Genomic DNA, 18,371 nt, shown 5'->3' on the forward strand with positions numbered 1-18,371 from the left:
CATTTTCAGTATCAGCGGCAGCGACTTCGGCCTCGTCTGTGACATCGCCATCAGCTTCTGCCTGTGCAAGCGTATCTTCGATATCTTCAGGTACCGGCTCACTCAGTGCTGGTTGCTGTACATACTTATCCGCAACCGGTTCTACCAACTTATCAGCTAATGAATCCAAGCCTTCACTGACCTCTTCATCTTTTGCTTCATCTGTGACTTGAGAATCTGTCTTTTTCAGCACTTTTACCTGAGTAATATGATCATTCCCTTCAATCGGAATCTCTTTATCTAAAATTAACTCATCACCGGCATGACCATTTTTCTTGATATTTTCCAGTAGTTTTGGTGCAGCCTGTTGCAGCAATGCTTTAGATTTTTCATAGGCCTCTAAAACAGAAACAGAGCTGTCACGATGCTGTAGCAGATATTGACGTGCATTCGAGAACACATCCTGTGCTTTCTGATTAACATCCTCGACAAAACGGCGACTATATACTGCGCCTACCCCAGCACCCGCTAACGGTACCAATTTAGATAGTTGTTCAATCAGGGAAACTTTCGGTATATGATTCATCCATTCCCATTTCGACTGACCATCTTCCTGATGCAGGAATTTGCGTAGCAGCTCAGTATCATTACTTGAACCCAACATGGCTTGCAGCTGGGAAATGTCATGGGTTTTTAAAGTAGCACCTAGCGCTCTTAAGCCCAACAATACAGTTTGCTTTTCTGCAATCAGACCCAAATCAATCTGACGGAAAATATGCTGCACGATATCCTGATCTTCTTCTTTACTTAAATCAAAGCCATAAGAACGGCCGACCTGATAAATAGTACGCAGTGCCAGCACCAAAGATGCAGGAATATCCACTGCTGTACCAATTACCCCAGTTGCCCCTGAGAATGCACCTTGAACTGCAGCAATCCATTTATTCTGTTCACCAAACGCTTGAGAAATACGCTTAGAACGATCAACATCTTGGGTGAGTTCCTCCAGATCACGCACCCCCGCTTCATCGAGAACGGCATCTACTGAACTGATATCATTGGTAAACTGATTCAGATGATCAAAGAAATAATCTGACACTTTTTCGCTAAACTTGGGCGAAATGAAATGCGTAACATTATTCACTGTATCGAAATGACGGCCAAACAACTGGCGCGATACACTCGGTAGATGTTCACGTAACATCTCCTGTGGATTGTCGTATTTTTTTGATTCAAATGGACTCTTGGCTTGAGCTGCGCCATTGACTACCTTATCTACATTCAGCGCTTGTGTGACCTTCGAAACCGAATCAGGTGCAACATGGTTGAATAGATCCAAACCTGTTGTACTGAACTTTTTCGCCACTCCAAACGCACTGGAGATGAAGCCATTTGATTGTTTATTATTGGTATTTGTCATTCCTTACCTCAGCGTGCACGTGCTTGTATTTTGTATAAATACTAGGTGCTAGCAGCGTTTATCTCAACCTTATTCTGTTTCATTTAGTAATCCCTCTGTGTAGGAATCTCTATTCAAATGTACAGCGTACTGGGCATAACATTTGCCATAAGATTTCAAAAATCTTTCTGTTATGATGTTCCTCATTGTGAACAATGGGTCAGCATCATATTTAACGCTTGATGAAAACGCTAAATATCTCCCCTGACCATAAAGATGAACTATAAGGATCTGTAGATGAAACGTGTTGTCATCACTGGTATGGGTATTAACTCATGCATCGGAAATACATTGGAAGATGTAACTCACTCTTTACAAAACGGGATTTCAGGCACACGTTTAAATCCAGTCTATGCTGAACTGAACTTTAAAAGTCATGTCAGCGCGGCTGCTGAGCAGGATTTTGACAATATCGACCGTCGTCTCAAACGCTTTATGGGTGTTTGTGCCATGTATGCCTACAATTCGGCAATTGCAGCGGTTGAGCATGCTGGTCTGAAACCGGAATATCTGGCGGGCAACCCACGCTATGGTATTGCAGGCGGCTCAGGCGGTAACTCAACAGCATCTGTAATAGAAATGGCGAAATTACTCGAAGAAAAAGGTGCACGTAAAATTGGCCCGTTCTTCGTACCCCGCAATATGTCAAATACCATTACAGCCAACGTTGGTGTAGCGCTTAAACTTCAAGGTATTGCTCACTCAATTACCAGCGCATGCGCAACTTCTGCTGATGCGATTGGTTATGCCTATAACCTGATTCAATTGGGTAAACAGGACTTGATGCTTGCCGGTGGCGGTGAAGAAGATCACTGGTCTCAAAGCTTGCTGTTTGATGCGATGGGTGCACTGTGTTCGAAATACAATGACACACCTGAAACTGCATCTCGTCCATATTCAGCAGACCGTGACGGTTTCGTGATTGCTGGCGGTGGCGGTTTCGTGGTGCTTGAATCCCTTGAACACGCTCAAGCACGTGGTGCCAATATTCTTGCGGAAGTTGTGGCTTATGCAGCGAACTCTGATGGTGCCGATATGGTTGCGCCAAGTGGTGAAGGTGCAACGCGTTGTGTATTGATGGCTTTAGAAGAAGCAAAACAGCATGGCGTAGACAAGATTGACTATGTAAATACGCATGGTACCTCTACTCCAGCAGGCGACATCACAGAACTTAAGGCAATGGAACGTGCATTTGGTGAAGGCCAGGTTCCTTCACTTAGCTCGACCAAGTCTATGACAGGTCACAGCCTGGGTGCTGCTGGCGTTCAAGAAGCAATTTATTCAGTTCTAATGATGCAAAATGACTTTATTGCGCCAAACATCAACGTGACTGAGCTGGATGAAGGTGCGAAACCATTTGATATCGTGCTTGAAAAACGTGACGCAAAATTGAATACTGTGATGAGTAACAGTTTCGGTTTCGGCGGCGTAAATGCCTGTCTCATCTTCAAAAAATGGGAAGGCTAAGCTGCCCAATTTAGGGTGACTTGATGGATGCTCCTTCTGATGCTTTCCTTTGGGTAAAAGCATTACATATTATTGCAGTGGTTTGCTGGTTCGCGGCTTTGTTTTACTTGCCACGTTTATATGTTTATCACGCCATGAGCGAAGATACCGTGAGTCATCAACGCTTTGAAGTCATGGAGCGTAAGCTGTACCGTGGCATCATGTGGCCAGCCATGCTGGCCACCCTGATTACGGCACACTTTCTGGTGGATTGGGGTGATGCAACGCGTCATTATCATGAAGCCTTATGGTTCTACCTTAAAGTCGGCTTGGTCGGCTTATTGGTGATTTACCATCTGGTCTGTGGTTATTACCGCAAGAAGCTGATTGATAATGCCCATTACAAGTCACACAAGTTTTGGCGTTATTTTAATGAGATGCCAACCCTGCTCTTATTTGCAGTGGTGATTCTGGTGGTGGTTAAACCTACCTTCTAGTTTAGCTACTCAATAAAAAATCCCTGCTCAGTCGGGGATTTTTTATGTCTTAGATTCTAAAATTTACATCTCTACCTGAAGCTTACGAACTCTTGGCAGATACAGCACACGATAGGTCACCGCTAGAATTAACAGCCATAACGGACTGATCATCAAGGCTTTCAAGGTATCTGGTTCCAGACTCAAAATCACCAACGCAAAGAACAGGAATGCCAGCACGATATAAGACATCCATACACCGCCCGGCATTTTAAAAGTCGAAGCAGTATGTTTTTCCGGTTGCTGCTTACGGTAACGGATATAGCACACCATGATGATGCTCCAGATACTGATAAACAGGATCACACAGAGTGAGCTCGCCAAGGTAAAGGCTTCCATCGTATTCGGTACAAAATACTGGAATGCTGCACCCAGCAGAATAAAGGTACAGGAGAACATCAGACCTTTCGCCGGAACTGCTCGGCTCGACAGTTGTGCCAAGGCTTGCGGTGCCTGACCACCCCGCGCCAGACCAAACAGCATCCGGCTGGTGGAGAATACGCCACTGTTCATCGAAGACATCACGGAAGACAAGACCACAAAGTTCATGATAATGGCGGACGTTGGAATCCCCGCATATAAGAACAGGCTAACGAATGGGCTCTGATCTGCAGGAATCTGGCTCCATGGCGTGACTGCCATAATCACCAGCAATGACAATACGTAGAACAAAATGATACGGGTGGGAATCGCATTGACGGCTTTAGGTAAATTCTTTTCCGGGTCTTTGGTTTCAGCCGCCATAGTGCCTAGTAGCTCCACTCCCACAAAAGCAAACATCGCAATCTGGAAACCTGCCAGAAAGCCCGTCACCCCTTTCGGGAACAGCCCATCTGACCAGACATGACTAAAGCTAGCCGTCGCACCGCTTGGCGCCTGAAAACCACTAAAGACCATATAACCACCAACAAAAATCAGGCCAATAATTGCCAGAATCTTGATCAGGGCAAACCAGAATTCAATCTCACCAAAGAGTTTTACTGTCACCAGGTTAATACCCAAAATCAAGAGCACACAGGCAGCGCTGATCAGCGCCTGTCCCATCGGGGTAAAGACTGTACCCTCGGGTAACCAGAAATTCAGGTAGTTAATAATCGCAGCCAGATCAGCAATACCAACCAGAACCCAGCCCAACCAGTACGACCAGCCAATGTAATAGCCTGCACCCGGACCAATCAGATCATGCGCCATATCGATAAAAGACTTGTACTGCAAATTCGACAGCAGCATTTCACCAAGAGCACGCATTAAAAAGAAAAACATCCCGCCAATGATCATATAGATCAGCAGGATCGAAGGACCAGCCAGGGCAATCGTCTTACCCGACCCCATAAACAGGCCGGTACCGATACAGCCACCAATGGCAATCAGCTGTAAATGCCGATTAGATAACTTGCGTTGTAGCTCATGTTGCGACGGCGCTGCGTCATCTCTAGAGGGTGTAGTATTCATCTTCAGTTCCTTTTTCGCATCAGACCCTTGCTCACCTGATCAGATTTCCTCCTGAAATCCTGATTCAGATGCAGTTTCATTTAAAAAGTTAAATGATCGGGTCTGATGTCCTTACAAAATTAAGTTGGGAGATCTCAAACATCCGAACAACTTAGGGCTGTGCTGCAATCACTGCAATTTCAATCAGCCAGTCTGGATTGACCAGATCCGCCTGAATAGTGGCACGTGCCGGAGTGTCATGACCTTGCAGCCATTCCACCCAGAGTTGGTTTACGTTGCTAAAGTCAGCTAAATGCTTGATAAATAATTGCGCCGAAAGCAACCGGCTTTTATCAGTATTTGCCAGCGCAAGCAGTTCATCAATCTTGGCAAAGACCTCCAAGGTCTGTCCGTGTATATCCAGATCGGTACGTGTTGGCACCTGCCCTGATAAATACACGGTCTTGTTGTGAATAGTGGCAGCACTCATCACCTGATTGCTGCGGATACGTTGAATATCGCTATGTTCCATCATAAATTTTCCTCTCCATTTTTCCGTTAATAGGTCAATATTGAATTTCAGGTTTCAACCTGTACTGGTACACGGGTAGTAATGCCACACATCAACTCATAGCCCACTGTTCCTGATCCTGCTGCAACTTCATCAATTGGCAGCACTGTGCCGTGGGTCGACCGCCCCCAGAGCAGCACCTCACTACCAATGTTCGTTTGAGGAAGTTCAGTCAGATCAACTGTCAGCATATCCATACTGACCCGGCCAATCGTCTGGGTTCTGACGCCATCTACCAGCACGGGCGTACCGGTCTGGCTGATACGCTGATAACCATCCGCGTAACCACAAGCCACAACACCAATTCGCATCGCCTGCTCCGCAACAAAGTTAGAGCCATAACCGACACTTTGCCCAGCCTGAATATCTTGAATAGCAATGATTTCACTGCGTAAGCTCATACTTGGTTGGAGATTCCAGTCTTGAATACTATGGCTTGGATAATCTGGTGAACTGCCATAGAGCATGATGCCGCTACGTACAATATCGGAATGCAAGCTTTGATGATGGCGTAGAATGGCCGCACTATTACTGAGTGAGGTTTTAGCCTCAAGCCCCTGAATGGTCTGGCTAAAAATCAGGTTTTGATGTTCAATGCCATCCAATCCAAAACGCTCGCCATCCGCATCGGAGAAATGGGTCATATGCGTCATTGAGCGTACATTTTCGAACTGGCTTAACTGTTGCCAAACATCTGCATATTCATGCAGCTGAAAACCTAAACGGTTCATGCCGCTGTTCATTTTCAAGAACACATCAAACTGTGCATCCGGGGCTATTTCGGCAAACTGTTTCAGCCATTGCACTTGATGACGAGAATGAATGGCAAAGCTCATGTCATGCTTTGCACATGCAAATAAATCCGCTAGCGTAAAAATACCCTCGAGCAACAGCAGTGATTTTTTGCATCCCAGTGCACGTAGCCGCTTACCTTCTTCAATATCCAGAAAAGCAAAACCGTCTGCAGACTGAAATGCCGCATAAACCCGTTCAATGCCATGACCATAGGCATTGGCTTTGACCACAGCATACACTTCAGCATTTGGAGCAGAAGCTTTAGCAATATTCAGATTATGCTGCAATGCATCTAAATGCACTACAGCTTGAATTGGACGTGGCATAGATTCTTCCTTGAAACAGTAATTTAAGCCGCGTGTGAATAGCGTCCGAGCGACAGCCCTTCCGTACTAATCTCGGTTTTATGATCCAGTACAATATCGCTGATTAACTTGCCCGAACCACAGGCCATGGTCCAACCCAAAGTGCCATGTCCGGTATTCAGGAACAGGTTTTTAAAACGGGTTTTTCCAATAATTGGCGTACTGTCTGGTGTCATTGGACGTAACCCCGTCCAGAAGCTGGCTTCAGTCAAATTACCACCCGGAAATAATTCCTGGGTAACCATTTCCAAAGTGGCACGGCGATTATCTTTTAAGTTGTGGTTAAAGCCACTTAACTCAGCCATACCACCCACGCGGATGCGCTGGTCAAAGCGAGTGATAGCAATCTTGTAAGTTTCATCCAGCACCGTAGATTGCGGCGCAAAATTGGCATCGACAATTGGAATCGTGAGTGAATAGCCTTTTACCGGATAAACTGGTAAATCCAGATGCAACGGTTTCAAGAAATCACGTGAATAACTACCAAATGCCAGCACGTATTTGTCCGCAGTGAATACGTGACCATTGACGACAACACCTTTAATTTCATTGCCCTCAGTTAGCAGATGTTCCACATTCTGGTTAAACTTGAACTGTACGCCCAATTCTTTGGCAACATTGGCTAAGGCGTTGGTAAATAGATAGCAATCACCGGTTTCATCATTGGGTAAATGTAAGCCACCGACCAGTTTATCTTGAGCATGTGCCAAGGCAGGTTCAACTTTTGCCAAATCAGCTCCCAGTAATAATTCATGCGGCACACCACACTCTTGTAATATAGCGATATCACGTTGCACCATGTCCAACTGGGCTTCATTACGAAATACCTGTAAAGTACCTTTGGAACGATGCTCATAGCTGATCCCGGTTTCTTTACGCAATTCACGTAAACAGTCACGGCTATATTCAGCTACACGGGTCATACGTTCTTTGTTAATGGCATAGCTGGCTGGATTACAGTTTTTCAGCATTTGCGCCATCCAGTTCAACTGCCACATGCTGCCATCTAAATTAATCGCCAAGGGTGCGTGATGCTGAAACATCCATTTCACCGCTTTGAATGGAATGCCAGGTGCTGCCCACGGTGTCGAGTAACCTGGAGAGATTTGACCTGCATTACCAAAACTGGTTTCTTCAGCAGGGCCAGTCTGACGGTCAAGTACAGTTACTTCTGCACCCTGCTGTGCCAGGTAATAGGCACTTGCCACACCGATTACACCACTACCTAAGACCAAAACACGCATTGCCTTACCCTCAAAATCCTTCTAGTTGATTTAACTAGTATATTTTTGGATCAATAGTGAATTTCACTGTTTTAAAGTAATATATTCAGTGAATCCACTAGATTTCTCGCGTGATTTTAAAAAATTAAGGGAATAATGAATGCGCAAATTAGACCGTATTGATCGTATGATTCTGGATATTCTGCAACGTGATGGACGTATTGCGATTAGTGAACTGGCAGCTCGGGTGAACCTATCCACCACCCCGTGCTCTGAGCGTGTGAAGCGACTGGAACGCGATGGCATTATCATGGGCTATTACGCCCGACTCAATCCAGAAAAGCTGGAACGCAATTTACTGGTCTTTCTTGAAATCAAACTTTCAGCCAAATCCGGTGATGTATTTGAGCAGGTCGCACGAGACCTGAGTGAAATTCCTGAAGTACTGGAATGCCATTTGATTTCTGGAGATTTTGATTATCTGGTCAAAGCGCGCTTGAAAGAGATGAGTGCTTATCGCCGCCTGCTGGGCGATCTATTAAAGAAACTACCTTCTTCCGCCTCTTCACACAGTTATGTGGTGATGGAGGAAGTAAAAGAGACGCTATATCTGGATGTCGGTATTTGATACTCTAGTTATCGACAATAACAACAAAGCTCCCAAAGGGAGCCTTGCCATTAATCTGAAAAATCTGAAAGTTCAAAAATATTAATCAGGAATACGCAGTACCTGACCTGGGAAAATATCATCAGCATCTTTTAATAATGGACGGTTGGCTTCAAAAATCTTGTTGTATTGATTGGCATCGCCATAAAATTCTTTAGAAATTTTTGACAAACTGTCGCCTGATTTTACCGTGTAGAATTTACTTTCCGGTTCAGGGCTGCTCACCGTAAGCTGGTCATCCACTTTGGCCACATGATCAATATTTCCTACCGCGAGAATAATTTTTTCACGATCGGCCTGATTTTGAACCTGCCCACGCACAGTTGCCAGATCAGAAGTAGAGTTATAGCTAATCGACAAACCTTTAATTGGCAACCCTAAACTTTTAACATGACCCAATAACTTGTTGGCAATTTCTTGTGCCGATGGCTCTGCCGGAGCTGCTTTAGGCGCAGCCGCAGGTGCTTGTTGTGCAGCAGGTGTCTGTTGCGGTTCTGCCGCTGCGGTATTTTTCTTACCAATACCTTTTACAAAATCAAAAATACCCATGGAAGACTCCCTTATTGTCGTCTGATTTTTATCTCCCTATTGTTTATAGCGGAATTCACCTAAGCAGAAGTTAATCATTGGTAAGCTTCCTGTTAATGAATGTAAGTTACCATTAAGAAAAACACAGGCACAAAAAAACCACCTTGCGGTGGTCTTTAGGCTTAGCAGAGCTAAGAATCAACGATTAACCAAGTTTTTTAGAAACGTAGTCGATCGCAGATTGAACAGTTGTGATTTCGTTAGAATCTTCATCAGGAATTGTGATGTCGAAGTCATTTTCGAAAGACATTACCAGTTCAACTAGGTCTAGAGAGTCAGCACCCAAGTCATCCATGAAAGATGCTTCGTTTTTAATCTCTTCGATTTTGATACCAAGTTGTTCTGCAACCGCTTGCTTAACGCGTTGTTCGATATCGCTCACAGGAATTCTCCTCATTGCTTGTGGCGTTTTTAATGCCGTTAGTTTAATTGAATCTAAAAAATTTGGAAAGTTTATACTTAAGCCCCTTAGCTCATGTATAAACCACCATTTACGTGAATTACAGTACCTGTAATGTAACTTGCCTTGTCAGAAGCCAAGAAACTTACGGCATTTGCGATATCTTGTGGATCACCGAGACGGTTCAATGCCACTTGATCACTCATTTTCTTGCGAATTTCTTCACTTAACTGTTCAGTCATCTCAGTGGCAATAAAGCCTGGTGCCACAGAGTTTACCGTAATTTGACGGCTACCCATTTCTTTGGCAAGACTGCGGCTAAACGCTTCAATCCCTGCTTTGGCAGCAGAATAGTTCGCCTGACCCGGGTTAGCAAAATGCGCCACTACAGAACTGATGTTAATGATACGACCGAAACGTGCCTTGGTCATGCCTTTCAGGACACGCTTGGAAAGTCGATAAACGGCTTTCAGATGAATGTTCAGGATATCATCCCAGTCATCTTCTGACATACGCAGCAATAGGTTATCTTTGGTAATACCAGCATTGTTCACTAACGCAAGAACTGGACCATAGTTCTGTTCAATTTCAGTCACCAGTGCATCAATGGCTGCGCCATCACGCACATCAAGGACTTTACCTGCGCCATTTTCAGCAAACTGTGCAGATAATTTCTCAGCGCCAGCTTCAGAAGTGGCAGTTCCTACCACAAAGTAGCCATCCTGAATGAGTTGTTGCGCAATTGCAGCACCAATGCCGCGGCTTGCACCTGTCACCAAGGCAACTTTACGTTCCTGTGTCATGCAATTTTCCCTTCTGCCACCAATACGGTGTTTAATGCATCTTCCAGACGGGATTGATTGTCCAGTGGAAGTGCTTTTTCGATATTTGGTAAACGTTTTGCTATATTGGCAAGTACATTCCCCGGACCGCATTCCACGATATATGCAATACCTTCGTCTTGAAGGAATTGCAGGGTTTTGGTCCACTGTACAGATTCATACAATTGCGCAGTCAGTGCCTGACGTAATGCATTCACATCTGTTGCAATTTCCGCGCCCACATTTTGTATTACAGGAATACGTGGTAGCTCAATGGCAGTTTGTTCCAAAGCCGTAGCAAACTGTTCAGCGGCAGGTTTCATCAGTGAACAGTGGGATGGAACAGATACGGGCAATGCGATCGCTTTAGCGCCATTTTCTTTTGCCAGCTCAATCACCGCATCAACACGATCTTTGTTCCCTGCAACAACGACTTGACCTTTGGCATTGTAGTTGGCTGCTTCAACCGAACCTTCACCGGCTGCTGTTGCCTGTGCACAAAGCTCCACAACCTGAGCATCTTCCAGACCTAGAATTGCCGCCATTGCACCGACACCTTGTGGGACTGCATCTTGCATCAGCTTACCGCGCAGGTTGACCAGTTTCACTGCATCACCCAAGCTTAACGCACCCGCCGCAACCAGCGCACTATATTCACCTAAAGAGTGGCCAGCCAGATACTTTGGTGCAACACCACCCAGTTCCAGCCATACACGCCATAATGCAATCGATGCAGTCAGAAGGACCGGTTGAGTAAATTCAGTCTGATTCAGACCTTCACCACTTTGTGCAATCTGCCACAGATCAAAGCCTACTGCTTCAGATGCCTCGGCAAATGTGTCACCTACACTACTAAACTGCTCAGCCAGTTCAGCGAGCATGCCCGCCTTCTGCGATCCCTGACCCGGGAATACAAATGCAGTTTTGGTTGCCTGAGCTGCTTGCTCGAGTTGTTTAGCAGACATAATAAAATCCTTTCAATTAAGAGGCGCTAATCTTCACAGAATTGATGAAAATTAACAGCTAAATACCACCTAACTCATTGTGGAGCGCAATTTAGCACGTAATTTTGGCTGGGGTAATTGCCAAATACAACAAAAAGCCCGACTTTATTAAAGTGCCTAAAAGTGACAGACAAAAAAAAGGGAGCTTAACGCTCCCATTTTTTCTATCAAGCTTGACGCTTAATACATCATTAATTATTCAGCAGATGCTTTAGCGAATAATTGACGACCACGGTAGATACCATCTTTAGATACGTGGTGACGACGATGAGTTTCACCAGTAGCTTGGTCTACAGTTAATGCATTCTCAGTTAAAGCGTCATGTGAACGGCGCATGTCACGGCGAGAGCGACTTTTACGGTTTTGCTGAACGGCCATGATGGCTCCTTACAAATATCGAAAAAATGGATCAGAACAAATTCGATTGTCTTATACGTATGAGTATAACACAAAAATTAGTTAAGTTTACCCTTCAAAGCTGCCAAAACTTCAAACGGATTGTCCCGTTTTTCTTCAACAACTTCTTCTTGAGCGGGTTGGTGCTTATGCTCACAAACATCATGCTTAGGAGACAACGGCATCAACAATAACAATTCATCTTCTATGAGTGCCAGTAAATCAGCGGTGGCAGGTGCATCATATGAACCTTTCGTCGTTGCTTCACTTTCACCTAAGACGATGAAATCAGCATCCTCATCCAAGCGCTCTATCAGTGATTCGTCATCCACAAGGGCAAGATGAAAATCTGAAACGAGTTCAATCTCAACGGTTTCCAGACAACGCTGGCATTCCATTGGAACCTTCGTTTCAACATGGCCATCTAGCCACACAATGCGATGATAAGCATCCATTGATAGCTTACAGTCTATGTTAATCAATTGATCATCAATTGATCCAACAGCTTCACGAGCAATACGAACAAAGCGGGATAAAGGCAGTTGACCTGACCATTTAAAGCCCTGTTCAGCCCATTTAAACGGCTCAATCTGTGCCGGAAAGGTATTTGCTGACATAATTAAGGCGGCAATTCTACAAATTCATCAGAACTCTGTCAAAGATTAAGATACAATTTTGTACTTATTTTTAGACAGACCAATTGGGTAATTTCAGTCATGCATCTGTTGCAGCCGCAAACAGAAGTGAATGTTTCATCACTCGTTAGCACACTTTCAACCTCCGATTCTGACAGCTCACTACAGCAAGTGCAACGCTTACCGTGGGCGAATTTATCCTCAGAAGCGGAACAGGTTGATTGGCTCATCTTACACTTTAATCACTGGTTTTCCCACCTAAATGTCACATTAGTCCGTGGTGATTTTGAACCAGAATATTTCCCGGCTACTGAAGATACCCCTGCCCGCATTCAATTTGCGCATGGTTTCTTCAATAGTGCCCTGCATGAGATCAGCCACTGGACCATTGCTGGTGATAAGCGTCGTCTATTGCCAGATCTGGGCTACTGGTATGCGCCAGATGGCCGTACCCAGGAACAGCAAGCTTTATTTGAGCAGGTAGAAATCAAGCCACAGGCGATTGAATGGATGTTTGCCAAAGCCTTTGGGCGTAAATTTCGCGTGTCTTTAGACAACCTGACCGGTGAAGGCGGCAATGGCAGCAGCTTTAAAGATAATGTCTATGCACAGGTACAGCGTTATTTTAGTGGTGAAGCCAAACTACCTCGTGACGCAAAACGTTTTATTGATTGTATCTGTGCCTGCACACGGAATGGCAAAAGTTTACAATCCGACGAATTTATTCGTGAAATGCTTGATTAAATTATACAAATTTATCGTTATTGAGATTGCATGTCCGTCGCAGGCAATCTCATAATAAAGTCAGCACAGGATCGGAGACAGAGTTTATGTTGCATTTACGCGTACACCCAGACAACCCCCAACCACGTTTGATCAGTCAGGCCGTGGAACGTATCCGTGCCGGCGATGTAATTGTTTATCCAACTGATGCCGCTTATGCAATTGGCTGCCAGATCGGAAATAAAAATGCCATGGAGCGCATTGCCCAGATTCGTGGTCTAGGCCCTAAGCACCAATATGCCATTCTCTGCTGTGACTTATCGGACATTGCGACCTATGCCAAAGTGGACAATGCCGTATATCGTTTGCTGAAAAATAATACGCCTGCTGTCACTACTTTTATTCTGCCAGCTACCAGTGAAGTACCTAAACGTTTAATGCATCCGAAGAAAAAAACCATCGGTTTACGTATCCCCAGCAATCCCGTATGTCAGATGCTGCTTCAAGAACTGGGTGAACCCCTGTTAACCTCAACCTTGATCCTGCCAGATCAGACTGATCCAATGGATGATCCATACGAGATTGAAATGCAGCTCGGCAAACGCATCGATGTATTTATTGATAGTGGCCTAGGTACATTAAGCACAACTTCTATCGTGGATTTATCGGGTGATCAACCTGAAGTAATTCGCCGTGGTGTCGGTGATGTAACTGCTTTTGAATAATTAAAACGTTTTAATTCAGTTTTAGGAGGAAATAAAGTGAATCTATTTTATCTCCTTCTAAACTTGAATGAACTTCCTGCCAATCATCTGATCTACGTCAAACGGCCTTGGACATTAGAATCTAAGGCAATTTCTATCGAAAAGAATTCTAAGCCTGTCTTAAGTCTGAATATCGACAATATTGAGTACCAGTATTTTCTTGAAGTTGCGATGACAAGAAAACTGCTGAACATTTATTCAACAAATAATCTCTGTCTAGCAGACACCTGCCAGCGAATAATTGAATATGCGTTAAAGCAGTAGGACTACAACATATTTATAACTGACTCAAAGTCATAAAATTTGGGCAATCTGCTAGTATCTGTTTATGCTCAAACACAGCCTTGCCAAATTTATTTTGAATGGTATAGCTGGATGAAACCTGATCTTCTTCAAGAACCGCTATATAGGCTTTTACCAAATCTGGCTCTTGACCTTGTAACTGGTCAACCTGCATACAACCAAGTTGTCGTACATGGCTTTGGATTTCTGCCGGTAATTGATTATCCGCTAAAGTGGTAAGTTTCATGTAGGTAATAATATTCGGATACTGATTCAGTATATCTCCAGAGATGGGCAGACCACTATTTTCCAGTCGCTGTTGAGTCTGTGCATCCATGTGTACCTGTTTTAGATTATCTCGTGCCTGCTGTTGAAACTTATGCTCCCAATACTTTTCAGTTCCAAAAAATAGTCCGGCAATCACTAAAAGGCCAACAACAACAAATTTTATATTCATATTTTTATCCGTAGGATTTTAACTTAAAGGTTGCGCAGCCTCTTCCGAAACCGATGCAGCAAGTGCAACCATATCTACTGGGGTATTTTTTTGAGGTGGTGGGATATATTCTTCCCCAGCTTTTAATGCTCTCATTTGTAAAAAACTTGGACAATCCAACAGCTTTTGCTGATGTTGCATCATGTCCGTACCAAATTTATTTTTGACATTCATATGAAAAACAATTTGATCTTCTTCAATCACATTTAAGACTGCAGTTCGAGACTTGTAATCAAAGTTTTGAAAAGCCTCAACAGAATCACAGGCTATGTTTTTGACATTCTGTTCACTCTTTACAGAAAGTTTTTTATTTTCATTTTCAAGCCAGCGTGTATAAAAGCGAATATTTGGATACTGATCCAGAATCGTAAGCTCTACCTTTTCTCTTTGAAGTATGGGTTGATACTTCGCTTCTAACTCGGCAAATTTACCTGATTGAAGCTGCTGACGTGCTTGGTCTTCAAGTTGCATCATTTCGTCTTTTGGATAACCCCAGAATACCCCCAAGCCAATCACGGCAATAAGTACCAGCATAATAGGCATATTGATCACCCGTCCTGTTTTTAGTTGTTTTATTCATCAGCATATTTTTCTGAGATATTAGAATACTTTTTGAACGATAGATATCTGTTTTTAAGGTTTATTTTTAAAAATTTTACTTTTTAATTGCTGCTAAAGAATGATTTTTTTCCTGATCTAATTCTCAATATTTGTCATTGCTCATGATCGATCTTAAGGGTTGCAAACTCAACTGGAGCTTAACTTCATTTCTATGAACCCTTAATTCAGAAAGGCATCCCTGTATTTGATATGATCAAAAACCGAAGAATAGCCGTAAAAGCTACTGTTTTTTTGTATCTAACTCCATATCCAATTTATTTAGAGGTATTTTTCGAGTACACTAAGATCAACTTTTTACATGCTTTTTCTTTCGATGTGAGATCGAAGAATCAGCCTTCATGCCTTTGAAAATTCGCGTGGCCAACAACTGTATATGAATCAAAGCATCCATAATATGATGGAACCTACTCCACACATCCGTGTACTGGATGAATGGCAGGAGACGATTCCTGAGGATCTTTACATTCCTCCTTCAGCGTTTGAAATCCTGTTAGAGCATTTCGAAGGCCCGCTCGACTTTTTAATTTACCTGATCCAAAAAAATGGCTTTGACTTGCTGCAAGTCGACATTGCGCCGATTGCTGCCCAATACTTGTCCTATATGGATGCGATGAAGTCACTCAATATTGAGCTGACTGCAGACTATATGGTAATGGCGGCATTATTGGCGGATCTCAAATCCCGCTTACTTCTTCCAAAACCCAAAAGTATTTCTGCGACGGAACAAGATCCGAAACAGGAATTGATTGATCGTCTGGAAAATTATTTACGCATTAAACAGGCCGCAGAACGTCTGAACAAAATGAGTGTGCTTGAACGTGATACGTTTGAGACCAATGTCAGTCTGGGCGAGTTCATTCAACCGAATGAAGGTCACAACGTCGATCTGCTGCGTGATGCCCTGCTGTGTATCTTTAACCGTCCTGAGCCGGTGATTCATCAGGTGCAACAGGAACCGGTGCTACTTGAAGAACGCATTGCCTATATTGAAAGCTGCCTGGAAACTGGTGAAGTGCTTTCTTTTGCAGATTTACTCAAACCAAGCCAGGGCCGGATGGGTATGGTCGTCACCTTCATGGCGGTTCTAGAACTGACACGTCAACAAAAAATTCAGATTATTGCTACAGGCGTTGAAGCCCCGCTCGCAATTCAGGGAGCACCTTTATGACCATTGACCACAGCTCAGTGCTTACAGCGGAAGATAATCTGCATGATATTCTAATGCAGCTGGAAGCGATTATCTTTGCGAGTGATTCAGCGGTGTCTCTGGCACGTCTAAAAGAAGCTTTTCAGGATCGATATACCAAGCAGGAATTACGTCAGTACCTACAGCAACTGTCTATGCTGATGCATGGCCGCTCAATTGAACTGATTGAAACTGCTCAAGGTTTCCGTTTTCAAGTACGTGCGAAGTATCGTAATATTATTGCTCAGACATGGCCCGAGCGACCAGCGCGTTTGTCTCATTCATTACTTGAAACTTTGGCCGTAATTGCCTATCACCAGCCGGTGACCCGGGCAGATATAGAACAAATTCGTGGTGTCACAAATAACAGTCAGATTTTGCGTTCGCTGTTTGACTGGAACTGGATTAAAGAATCTGGTTTTCGTGAACTCCCTGGAAGACCTGCGTTGTTAGTGACAACGCCACAATTTTTAAATGCGTTTGGCTTAACCAGTTTAGGCCAATTGCCTCCCCTGCAGGATGCCAAGGAAGCTTTTATGACCCTCGATGCAAATGCACCGAAGTCATAAATAGGTGAACTGTTGATAATTATTTCTAAGGTTATGCTGTCATGAGTGAAAAATTGCAAAAGGTGCTTGCACGTGTTGGTTTGGGTTCTCGCCGTTATATGGAAGAAGTCATTGCCGCTGGTCGTGTAAGTGTGAATGGGCAAGTTGCCCAAGTGGGTGAGCGTATCGAACCAGGTGATGAGCTTCGCATCGATGGTCGTAAGGTACAATTCCAGATTGAGGACGAAATCCGTCGTCGTGTACTGATTTACTATAAGCCTGAAGGCGAAATCTGTTCACGTAACGATCCTGAACAACGTCCTACCGTATTTGATAACCTGCCTGCGATCCAAGGTGATCGTTGGGTGATGGTTGGCCGTCTGGATATTAACTCAACTGGCCTGTTACTTTTCACAAATGACGGTGAACTGGCAAATCGTCTGATGCACCCTTCCAATGAAATCGAACGTGAATATGCAGTTCGTGTCATGGGTGAGGTAACGCCTGAGCTGAAAAATAACATGCTCAAAGGCGTTGTACTGGATGATGGTCCGGCAAAATTCGAATCATTCTCTGAACTGGGCGGCGACGGTATCAACCGCTGGTATCAGGTGGTGGTGAAAGAAGGACGTAACCGTGAAGTACGTCGTATCTTTGAATCCCAAGGTCTGAAAGTCAGCCGTCTGTTACGTACCCGTTATGGTACAGTAATTCTGCCACGCGAACTGCGTACTGGTCGCTGGATTGAACTGGACAAACAGGACATCGATAACCTGGCAAAAGCTGTTGAGCTTAAACCACGTCAAGGTACTGGTTTGTACGGCATGGCAAAACGCCGTTCTGAGCGTATGCAGGAAAAACCTATGGCAGCACGCCGTGGTGGTTTCCTGCGTCAGCAGCGCCGTGACAGTGATGAACCGGCAGCGAATACTGGCCGTGAACGTCGTGAAGGTGGTTTTGGCCGTCGTGACAATAACCAAACCGGCTCACAGTTTGGTCGTCGTGAAAACCAGAATGGTACTCAGTTTGTACGCCGTGACAACCGTCCTGAACCAGGCTTTGGCCGACGTGAAGAACGTGATGAAAACACACCACGTCGTCCTTATGGCGTGAACAAAGGCTTTAACAAGTTCTAAGCCTTTGTTAAGATAAAAACCAGGCAACTGCCTGGTTTTTTTAGCTCTAAAAATAACAACATGAAAAGATCCTTCTACTGTCAAAGTTCATTGCATCCATTTCTATTCTTAACTTATATCTTGATAAGTTATCTACTTTTTCAATTCAGCTATTATCTACGAATCACTGATCAGGACTGGAACTTTAAGCTTGCAATACTAAGTCAGTGGTTCTCGGCTGTTTTTTATCAACCTGCCCAATATACTGATCACTACATCAGTATTGTCACCTTAACCATAATGATGGCCTATTTGGCACT

At 44.1% G+C, this 18,371-nt stretch carries 22 protein-coding genes; 9 read left to right on the forward strand and 13 right to left on the reverse strand.

The features are described 5' to 3' along the window. Positions 1 to 1,399, reverse strand: a 1,399-nt coding sequence (locus tag B3D47_RS01230) for an EcsC family protein (protein WP_286859516.1), incomplete at its 3' end; no start/stop codon positions are given. A gap of 276 nt (positions 1,400 to 1,675) precedes the next feature. On the opposite strand from B3D47_RS01230, the gene B3D47_RS01235 reads away from it, so the two are divergent. Together B3D47_RS01235 and B3D47_RS01240 are read left to right on the forward strand one after the other, a co-directional pair. After that, a complete protein-coding gene (locus B3D47_RS01235) occupies positions 1,676 to 2,905 on the forward strand; it encodes a beta-ketoacyl synthase N-terminal-like domain-containing protein (RefSeq protein ID WP_286859518.1) in 1,230 nt (409 codons plus the stop codon). A gap of 23 nt (positions 2,906 to 2,928) precedes the next feature. Continuing rightward, positions 2,929 to 3,381: a CopD family protein gene (locus B3D47_RS01240; protein WP_004811175.1), complete on the forward strand. Its 453-nt coding sequence runs from the start codon at positions 2,929 to 2,931 to the stop codon at positions 3,379 to 3,381. A 63-nt stretch (positions 3,382 to 3,444) separates the two neighbouring features. Here B3D47_RS01240 and B3D47_RS01245 read toward each other — a convergent pair whose 3' ends face one another. From B3D47_RS01245 to B3D47_RS01260, 4 genes are all read right to left on the reverse strand, one after another. Then, positions 3,445 to 4,872, reverse strand: a complete 1,428-nt coding sequence (locus B3D47_RS01245) for an amino acid permease (RefSeq protein WP_286859520.1) — start codon at positions 4,870 to 4,872, stop codon at positions 3,445 to 3,447. 151 nt (positions 4,873 to 5,023) lie between these two features. Beyond that, the gene (locus tag B3D47_RS01250) at positions 5,024 to 5,383 is read right to left on the reverse strand and encodes a RidA family protein (protein ID WP_286859586.1); all 360 of its coding nucleotides are present in this window, start codon (positions 5,381 to 5,383) and stop codon (positions 5,024 to 5,026) included. Positions 5,384 to 5,430: 47 nt separating this feature from the next. Beyond that, complete coding sequence (gene alr, locus B3D47_RS01255; protein ID WP_005221089.1) at positions 5,431 to 6,543, reverse strand: alanine racemase; 1,113 nt, start codon at positions 6,541 to 6,543, stop codon at positions 5,431 to 5,433. A gap of 23 nt (positions 6,544 to 6,566) precedes the next feature. Further along, positions 6,567 to 7,826 carry a D-amino acid dehydrogenase gene (locus B3D47_RS01260; RefSeq protein WP_286859522.1) on the reverse strand — a complete coding sequence of 420 codons (1,260 nt, stop codon included), beginning with the start codon at positions 7,824 to 7,826 and terminating at the stop codon, positions 6,567 to 6,569. 139 nt (positions 7,827 to 7,965) lie between these two features. On the opposite strand from B3D47_RS01260, the gene B3D47_RS01265 reads away from it, so the two are divergent. Then, a complete protein-coding gene (locus B3D47_RS01265) occupies positions 7,966 to 8,433 on the forward strand; it encodes an Lrp/AsnC ligand binding domain-containing protein (protein WP_004811183.1) in 468 nt (155 codons plus the stop codon). Positions 8,434 to 8,514: 81 nt separating this feature from the next. Here B3D47_RS01265 and lysM read toward each other — a convergent pair whose 3' ends face one another. From lysM to B3D47_RS01295, 6 genes are all read right to left on the reverse strand, one after another. Next, positions 8,515 to 9,021 carry a peptidoglycan-binding protein LysM gene (gene lysM, locus B3D47_RS01270; protein ID WP_004811186.1) on the reverse strand — a complete coding sequence of 169 codons (507 nt, stop codon included), beginning with the start codon at positions 9,019 to 9,021 and terminating at the stop codon, positions 8,515 to 8,517. Positions 9,022 to 9,205: 184 nt separating this feature from the next. After that, a complete protein-coding gene (acpP, locus tag B3D47_RS01275; protein WP_004646101.1) occupies positions 9,206 to 9,442 on the reverse strand; it encodes an acyl carrier protein in 237 nt (78 codons plus the stop codon). Between the two features lie 86 nt (positions 9,443 to 9,528). After that, on the reverse strand, positions 9,529 to 10,263 hold the full coding sequence (gene fabG / locus B3D47_RS01280) for a 3-oxoacyl-ACP reductase FabG (protein ID WP_005221077.1): 735 nt from the start codon (positions 10,261 to 10,263) through the stop codon (positions 9,529 to 9,531). Next, positions 10,260 to 11,246 carry an ACP S-malonyltransferase gene (gene fabD / locus B3D47_RS01285; protein ID WP_286859525.1) on the reverse strand — a complete coding sequence of 329 codons (987 nt, stop codon included), beginning with the start codon at positions 11,244 to 11,246 and terminating at the stop codon, positions 10,260 to 10,262. The genes fabG and fabD overlap by 4 nt, the downstream gene beginning before the upstream one ends. Before the next feature lie 234 nt (positions 11,247 to 11,480). After that, positions 11,481 to 11,663, reverse strand: coding sequence for a 50S ribosomal protein L32 (gene rpmF / locus B3D47_RS01290; RefSeq protein WP_004279227.1), 183 nt, complete (start codon positions 11,661 to 11,663; stop codon positions 11,481 to 11,483). 77 nt (positions 11,664 to 11,740) lie between these two features. After that, complete coding sequence (locus tag B3D47_RS01295; protein ID WP_004811191.1) at positions 11,741 to 12,298, reverse strand: YceD family protein; 558 nt, start codon at positions 12,296 to 12,298, stop codon at positions 11,741 to 11,743. 99 nt (positions 12,299 to 12,397) lie between these two features. On the opposite strand from B3D47_RS01295, the gene B3D47_RS01300 reads away from it, so the two are divergent. From B3D47_RS01300 to B3D47_RS14765, 3 genes are all read left to right on the forward strand, one after another. Continuing rightward, positions 12,398 to 13,060: an elongation factor P hydroxylase gene (locus B3D47_RS01300; RefSeq protein WP_286859534.1), complete on the forward strand. Its 663-nt coding sequence runs from the start codon at positions 12,398 to 12,400 to the stop codon at positions 13,058 to 13,060. 86 nt (positions 13,061 to 13,146) lie between these two features. Further along, positions 13,147 to 13,764 (forward strand): L-threonylcarbamoyladenylate synthase, encoded by a 618-nt coding sequence (locus tag B3D47_RS01305; RefSeq protein ID WP_004811196.1) that lies wholly within the window; start codon positions 13,147 to 13,149, stop codon positions 13,762 to 13,764. A gap of 36 nt (positions 13,765 to 13,800) precedes the next feature. Next, the gene (locus B3D47_RS14765) at positions 13,801 to 14,067 is read left to right on the forward strand and encodes a hypothetical protein (protein ID WP_005221073.1); all 267 of its coding nucleotides are present in this window, start codon (positions 13,801 to 13,803) and stop codon (positions 14,065 to 14,067) included. A gap of 13 nt (positions 14,068 to 14,080) precedes the next feature. Here the strand turns inward: B3D47_RS14765 and B3D47_RS01310 are convergent, their stop codons facing one another. Both B3D47_RS01310 and B3D47_RS01315 read right to left on the reverse strand, forming a co-directional pair. Then, positions 14,081 to 14,542: a hypothetical protein gene (locus tag B3D47_RS01310; RefSeq protein WP_278362155.1), complete on the reverse strand. Its 462-nt coding sequence runs from the start codon at positions 14,540 to 14,542 to the stop codon at positions 14,081 to 14,083. 18 nt (positions 14,543 to 14,560) lie between these two features. Continuing rightward, a complete protein-coding gene (locus tag B3D47_RS01315; protein ID WP_286859537.1) occupies positions 14,561 to 15,124 on the reverse strand; it encodes a hypothetical protein in 564 nt (187 codons plus the stop codon). Between the two features lie 451 nt (positions 15,125 to 15,575). On the opposite strand from B3D47_RS01315, the gene B3D47_RS01320 reads away from it, so the two are divergent. From B3D47_RS01320 to rluB, 3 genes are read left to right on the forward strand one after another with little or no spacing between them, the layout of a single operon-like run. Next, positions 15,576 to 16,370, forward strand: coding sequence for a segregation and condensation protein A (locus tag B3D47_RS01320; RefSeq protein ID WP_108675828.1), 795 nt, complete (start codon positions 15,576 to 15,578; stop codon positions 16,368 to 16,370). Then, entirely contained in the window at positions 16,367 to 16,957 is a 591-nt protein-coding gene (scpB, locus tag B3D47_RS01325; protein WP_163168585.1) for an SMC-Scp complex subunit ScpB, read from the forward strand. Before B3D47_RS01320 ends, scpB begins: the two co-directional genes overlap by 4 nt. A 41-nt stretch (positions 16,958 to 16,998) precedes the next feature. Further along, a complete protein-coding gene (gene rluB / locus B3D47_RS01330) occupies positions 16,999 to 18,072 on the forward strand; it encodes a 23S rRNA pseudouridine(2605) synthase RluB (RefSeq protein WP_163167010.1) in 1,074 nt (357 codons plus the stop codon). The last annotated feature ends 299 nt before the right edge of the window (positions 18,073 to 18,371 follow it).

The sequence above is a fragment of the Acinetobacter sp. UBA3461 genome (assembly GCF_002381195.1).
Taxonomy (GTDB): domain Bacteria; phylum Pseudomonadota; class Gammaproteobacteria; order Pseudomonadales; family Moraxellaceae; genus Acinetobacter; species Acinetobacter schindleri.

Excerpts from the sequence above, each read along its gene's own strand:
- B3D47_RS01235 (WP_286859518.1), top strand. The coding sequence starts at position 1,676 with ATGAAACGTGTTGTCATCACTGGTATGGGTATTAACTCATGCATCGGA.
- B3D47_RS01240 (WP_004811175.1), top strand. The coding sequence starts at position 2,929 with ATGGATGCTCCTTCTGATGCTTTCCTTTGGGTAAAAGCATTACATATT.
- B3D47_RS01245 (WP_286859520.1), bottom strand. The coding sequence starts at position 4,872 with ATGAATACTACACCCTCTAGAGATGACGCAGCGCCGTCGCAACATGAG.
- B3D47_RS01250 (WP_286859586.1), bottom strand. The coding sequence starts at position 5,383 with ATGGAACATAGCGATATTCAACGTATCCGCAGCAATCAGGTGATGAGT.
- alr (WP_005221089.1), bottom strand. The coding sequence starts at position 6,543 with ATGCCACGTCCAATTCAAGCTGTAGTGCATTTAGATGCATTGCAGCAT.
- B3D47_RS01260 (WP_286859522.1), bottom strand. The coding sequence starts at position 7,826 with ATGCGTGTTTTGGTCTTAGGTAGTGGTGTAATCGGTGTGGCAAGTGCC.
- B3D47_RS01265 (WP_004811183.1), top strand. The coding sequence starts at position 7,966 with ATGCGCAAATTAGACCGTATTGATCGTATGATTCTGGATATTCTGCAA.
- lysM (WP_004811186.1), bottom strand. The coding sequence starts at position 9,021 with ATGGGTATTTTTGATTTTGTAAAAGGTATTGGTAAGAAAAATACCGCA.
- fabG (WP_005221077.1), bottom strand. The coding sequence starts at position 10,263 with ATGACACAGGAACGTAAAGTTGCCTTGGTGACAGGTGCAAGCCGCGGC.
- fabD (WP_286859525.1), bottom strand. The coding sequence starts at position 11,246 with ATGTCTGCTAAACAACTCGAGCAAGCAGCTCAGGCAACCAAAACTGCA.
- rpmF (WP_004279227.1), bottom strand. The coding sequence starts at position 11,663 with ATGGCCGTTCAGCAAAACCGTAAAAGTCGCTCTCGCCGTGACATGCGC.
- B3D47_RS01295 (WP_004811191.1), bottom strand. The coding sequence starts at position 12,298 with ATGTCAGCAAATACCTTTCCGGCACAGATTGAGCCGTTTAAATGGGCT.
- B3D47_RS01300 (WP_286859534.1), top strand. The coding sequence starts at position 12,398 with ATGCATCTGTTGCAGCCGCAAACAGAAGTGAATGTTTCATCACTCGTT.
- B3D47_RS01305 (WP_004811196.1), top strand. The coding sequence starts at position 13,147 with ATGTTGCATTTACGCGTACACCCAGACAACCCCCAACCACGTTTGATC.
- B3D47_RS01310 (WP_278362155.1), bottom strand. The coding sequence starts at position 14,542 with ATGAATATAAAATTTGTTGTTGTTGGCCTTTTAGTGATTGCCGGACTA.
- B3D47_RS01315 (WP_286859537.1), bottom strand. The coding sequence starts at position 15,124 with ATGCCTATTATGCTGGTACTTATTGCCGTGATTGGCTTGGGGGTATTC.
- B3D47_RS01320 (WP_108675828.1), top strand. The coding sequence starts at position 15,576 with ATGAATCAAAGCATCCATAATATGATGGAACCTACTCCACACATCCGT.
- scpB (WP_163168585.1), top strand. The coding sequence starts at position 16,367 with ATGACCATTGACCACAGCTCAGTGCTTACAGCGGAAGATAATCTGCAT.
- rluB (WP_163167010.1), top strand. The coding sequence starts at position 16,999 with ATGAGTGAAAAATTGCAAAAGGTGCTTGCACGTGTTGGTTTGGGTTCT.